This is a genomic window from Synechococcus sp. H55.11, assembly GCF_047462475.1.
Taxonomy (GTDB): Bacteria; Cyanobacteriota; Cyanobacteriia; order Thermostichales; family Thermostichaceae; genus Thermostichus.
In genome coordinates this window covers 1-3,503 of the sequence record NZ_JANSJI010000230.1, presented here as the reverse complement: position 1 = coordinate 3,503, position 3,503 = coordinate 1, and the positions used below count along the sequence as shown (strand labels likewise).

Annotated in this window: 4 protein-coding genes; 3 read left to right on the top strand and 1 reads right to left on the bottom strand. The window is 60.6% G+C overall.

What is annotated here, in order from left to right:
- A partial coding sequence (locus tag NW853_RS09155) for a hypothetical protein (protein WP_414348867.1) occupies positions 1-1,076 on the bottom strand: 1,076 nt, incomplete at its 3' end.
- Between the two features lie 515 nt (positions 1,077-1,591).
- Between NW853_RS09155 and cobU the strand changes: the two genes are divergently transcribed.
- Genes cobU through NW853_RS09140 form a run of 3 tightly spaced genes read left to right on the top strand, consistent with a single transcriptional unit; the run spans position 1,592 to position 3,218 of the window.
- Complete coding sequence (cobU, locus tag NW853_RS09150) at positions 1,592-2,149, top strand: bifunctional adenosylcobinamide kinase/adenosylcobinamide-phosphate guanylyltransferase (protein WP_414334782.1); 558 nt, start codon at positions 1,592-1,594, stop codon at positions 2,147-2,149.
- 44 nt (positions 2,150-2,193) lie between these two features.
- The gene (locus NW853_RS09145) at positions 2,194-2,688 is read left to right on the top strand and encodes a CRR6 family NdhI maturation factor (protein WP_414334781.1); all 495 of its coding nucleotides are present in this window, start codon (positions 2,194-2,196) and stop codon (positions 2,686-2,688) included.
- Positions 2,685-3,218: a hypothetical protein gene (locus tag NW853_RS09140; protein WP_414348866.1), complete on the top strand. Its 534-nt coding sequence runs from the start codon at positions 2,685-2,687 to the stop codon at positions 3,216-3,218. The genes NW853_RS09145 and NW853_RS09140 overlap by 4 nt, the downstream gene beginning before the upstream one ends.
- Positions 3,219-3,503 lie beyond the last annotated feature (285 nt).

Sequence of the window (3,503 nt, the reverse complement as noted above, 5' to 3'; positions counted from 1 at the left end):
AACTGCTGCTCCAGGGTGGAGAGATGCTGCTGGGCTTGGGCGTACCGTTCCTGGAGATGGCGGTGTTCTTGCTGCCAATGGGCAATTTCTGCCTGGGCTTGGGAGAGAGCCGCTTGCAGCGCCTCGGCCTGAGCTTGCCATTGCTGTTGCAGCCGTTGCTGCTCCTGGGATCCCTGATGCAGATGTTCCTGCTGAGCTTGCAAAGCGGCCAGCTGAGCCTGGGCTTCGGCCAGGGCTGCTTCCAGCTCCTGCCGTTGTTCCCGCCAGCGCTGCTCGGCTTCCGCTTCTGTCTCGGCATAGCCGGCCAAACGGGCCTCGAGATGCTCCCGTTGCTCTTGCCAGGCGGCCTGTTGGTCGCTGTACAGAGCCCGTAGGCTGCTCAGCTCCGCCTGAGCTTCGGCAATTTGGGTGCGGGCCAGACAAAGCTCCGCCTTAAAGCGTTGCAGCATTTCCACCCGCTTTTCTGCCACATCTTGGGCTTCCAGAAGAGAAGCTTGCAGCTCCTGCTGACGGTGTTCCCATTGACGGCGCTCCTGCGCGTGGGCCAGGCGGAGCTGCTCGATCTGCTCTTGTAAAGCCTCGATATCCTGCCGCTGCCGGTCATTTAAACGTTGTCGAGCGGCAAGCTGAGCTTCCTGCTCCGAGATCTGGACCTTCTGCTCCGCCAAAGTCTGCTGCAACTGTTGCAGGACGCGCTCCCGCTCCTGCAGCGCCTTCTCCTGTTCGGCCACCTTCTGGCGCAAAGCGCAACATTCTGCCTCCAGGCCAGCATCTGCAGAGGGTTGGGCTTTCAGTTGCAAAAGCTCTATCTGCTGTTGCTGCCGGCGGGACTGCAATTCCGCCTGAGCCAGTTGACTGCGCAGAGCCTGAACCTCGGCCTGCAGTTTCTCCTGAAGGATTCGCCGCTCTTGGAGCTCGGCTTCGGCTTTGAGCAGACGGTTCTCCAGTTGCTGTCGCTGGGCCAAATGGCGCTCTGGGTCGGGATCCGGTTCCGTTCGCGCTCCTCGGACGGAATCCTTGGCCGACCCGCCTGCTTGAGCTTTGGGATCCGAGTCACCTGAGGAGGGAGCACGCATAGGTTGAAGGGGAGATGAAGCAGTTGGGGTGAATGATAAAGTTCCCTGCAGTATAGAGAGATTTTTGGGCGGGTTCAAGCCAGAAGATTGAACTTGCGAGATCTCTTGCCGATCCCGCTCTGCGCCAGACGAAGTGCCATCAGACTGGCTTGGACGCATTCTTTCTTGTGCAGTTCCAGAATCCCGAAACTGGGACTGGGCAGAAGCGCTCGGCTGACTTTTTTTCGGTCGTGGGGCGCGAGCCCGACGGAATGGGGACTCTGACCCGCTGCTGCTCCGAGAACCGGCCACGATTGCCCCCTTGGATCACCCACAACACCCACCCTGCGGCTGCACCATTGTGCCACACTCCCATCGCGAAGTGCTACGCAGGACAGCTTGGGCTTCTTCTAAAACGTCAACCTAAGTAGAATGTGCCCAAGCTCCGCGCAGGGGTTTCCAGGAATGAAGCTGAAGGGGATAGGGGCGACAAACCGCTAAGCTAATCTAACAATGGACTTCCATCCTCATGCCCAATGCCGATTGTGCTCATCTGTGGCCCTGCCCGCTGCGGCAAAAGTCGGCTGGCGGAGAACCTGGCGGCTGCTTCCGGCCTGCCGGTCATCTATCTGGCCACCGGGCCCAAACCCGACCCTGAGGCCGACCCGGAGTGGGCCGAACGGGTTCAGCGGCATCGGCAACGGCGTCCCCCCACTTGGCAAACCTGGGAAACCGGGCCCGACCTGGGGGCCGACCTGCAAAAGCTGCCCCAGCCCTGTTGTGCTCTGGTGGATTCGCTGGGGGGGTGGGTGGCGCAGGGCCTAGACTGTCCCGCTGCAGAATGGGATCCCTTGGTGCAATCCTTCTTGGCAACCTTGCCAGTCCACAGGGGGGAGATCATCCTGGTGTCAGAAGAGGTGGGCTGGGGGGTGGTGCCCGCCTATCCGTTGGGACGCCGCTTTCGGGATCGGATGGGGGAGCTCACCCAAAAGCTGGCTCCTCTGGCCGACCAGGTGTTTTTGGTAACCGCAGGCTTTGCCCTCGATCTCACCCGCTGGGGGATCCCGGTGGCAGGCGAGGTGGGGCAGAGCTGAGATAAGCTGCATTTGCAAGTCAGATATCAGATAGCCGTGTCGTCGTGCCGATTACCTTCTACCTTCCTGCCAAGGCCATCCAATCTCTGGATCTCACCCCTGGCCACGAATTAATGAAAACCCTGATGGCAGATCCCGTCCGGGCTGCCCAACAGGTGCAATGCGCCATCGATTGGCCGCGCAGCCCCGACGATCCGCGCGAGCTGTCGGAGATCCCGGAGGTGCGCCTGTGGTTTATCCGTTGGGATACGGTCTGCCCCTGGATGCCCTACTTCCTCAACTGGCGCCAAGGAGAGCTGGCCCGCTACGCAGCCATGTTGGTGCCTCATCAATTCAACCCTCGCGAGGGCATTGTTTACAACCCAGAAGCACTGGAAATCTTTGTCTATCAGAAGATCTTTGTGTTGATGCGTTGGTTCAAGCAGCAGAAACTGGGATCCCTCTCGATGCTGCGGGATATGGCTTTGGTGTTTGGCTTCGAGGTTCAGCCGGAGTTTCTCACTCTCTGGGAGTCTGAGGCGGGGGATCCAGAATCATGAGGGTGATGGTGGCCGATACTTGGCCGGCGATCCCCGGAGCCGCAGCAGTGGCCGGCGCCTGGCAAGAGGTGACCCAAAACCCTTGGGGCCGGCTCAGGGTGGATTCCAACCCTTCGGAAGCTCAGCTCAAGGCCCTCTGGCAACAAATCTGCGAGTGGGCAGGAGAAAAAGATCCCCTACTGGTTCTGCCGGGCAGTGTCGCCGATCCCCTGGGGCCAGGCCAAACCTGGGCGGATCTGGCCCATGCGTGGGGGTTCAGCTTGCTCTTAACGCTGCAACGGAAGGCCGCCCTGAGCCAAGCAACCGTCTTTGCCGCCCTGATGCGCCAAGCCAAGGCCCGCAGCTTGGGGTGGGTGCTGGTCGGATCCCTGCCCGAAACCGAGGATCCCCAAGCTTTGGAAGAGCTGGATGCAACTTTGATCCCACACCTGGAGGCTCAAGTCGGAATACCGGTGCTGGGGAGAATGGCTCTGGATGGGCAGATCCTTTGGGACACCGATTTCCTGGAGCAACTGGGCTACGTTCGTTGATCTCCTTCCCATGACAGGAGCCTGAGGCTCGCCCGCCAAGCCCTTGTTGTGGAGCGCTATCCCTAACTCCCCTCTCCCTCAGGGAGAGGGGCTGGGGGTGAGGGATGGGAGAGGGGCTGGGGGTGAGGGTAGTGGCAGCGCGAAGCTTTGCAAAACTTTATGTAGAGAGCAAAAAACCCCCCAGCAGATGCCAGGGGGAGAAGAGAGAGTACTAGTCAGCTAGGCAAGCAGGATTAGCCACGGATGGCCGGCGCCACTTCCACCGCCGCCAAATCCAGCGGGAAG